General features: G+C 48.0%; 1 protein-coding gene and 1 pseudogene. Both read right to left on the bottom strand.

What is annotated here, in order from left to right; all coding sequences use genetic code 11:
* Window positions 1–46 precede the first annotated feature (46 nt).
* Complete coding sequence (locus tag ACTHUR_RS12010; protein WP_440398720.1) at window positions 47–514, bottom strand: FxsA family protein; 468 nt, start codon at window positions 512–514, stop codon at window positions 47–49.
* Between the two features lie 167 nt (window positions 515–681).
* Window positions 682–996: pseudogene (locus ACTHUR_RS12005) on the bottom strand (polyamine aminopropyltransferase); the annotation flags it as partial.

Raw genomic sequence — 996 nt, 5'->3', positions numbered from 1 at the left:
CTTTTGAGGTATTCCTATTTCAGACGGCCTTTTATGAAGGAAGTCGTCAATCGGGTTTGTGTTCGATATAGTCTTGCGGTTTGTCGGCTTTGCTGGTGCGCGTAACCGTGTATTCGCCTTCAATAATGTCTTCATCCTCTTTGGCGGAGCTGTAAGTCTGGCGGCTTTGGAAAGACTGAGTAGAAGAAACGGCCGCGTTGCCTTTAAACGGAATCAGCAAGAGCAGGGCGACGGCGGTTGAAATAAAGCCGGGGCTGAGCAGGAAAACCGCGGCGGCAGTATAGCGAATCGGCCACAGCATTTGATAGGGGGAAATATTTTGTCCGCTGCGGACGGCTGCGCCAGCGAGTAAAAGGCCGGAGATGCCGGTATGGCGCAGCATAAAGATACCGCTGATAAAGCTGAGAGCCATCACAAACAGCGTCCAACCGCCGCCAAGCCAGTCGGCAACCCAGACGATAGACATGATTTCCAAAAAGATTAAAACCAAAAAACCGATTCCAAAATACTGCATAAGTGTTTGTTCCTTCATTCAACGGATAGTGTCGATTGTCTTCTATCTAGATAAAGATAAACCTTATTTTTTCAAGCAAATACTGTGTGAAAAAGCGTAAACGGGCGTTGAGGCTGTCTGAACGGAGATAAAAAGAAGAATGATGTTTCAGACGGCCTTTAGATATTCTATCGCATCACATTGTTCCAATCGCTTTCAAAATAACTGACGAGAATTTGGTTGTTCAAATAATTTGCTTCCACCTTGCGCCTTGCCATATCGGGCGGAAAACGGAACATTTCGGCAACGGTCTGGGCATTGAGATAGCGGGTGGGTACGTCGAATTTTTGCGGAATGGGGAAGTTTTGGTCAAACCCTGCCAACACAAATCCCCATTCTCCAAAGGAAGGGACGTAGACATGATAGGGCGCGGTGTTCAACTTGGCCGCTTCGAGGGTGGCAACGACCGACCAGTAGGCATTGGGTGCGAAATAAGGCGAAGT

The organism is Neisseria sp. P0021.S007 (assembly GCF_051956855.1).
The sequence above is the reverse complement of the archived record's forward strand: the minus strand, read 5'-3'. Positions and strand labels throughout refer to the sequence as shown.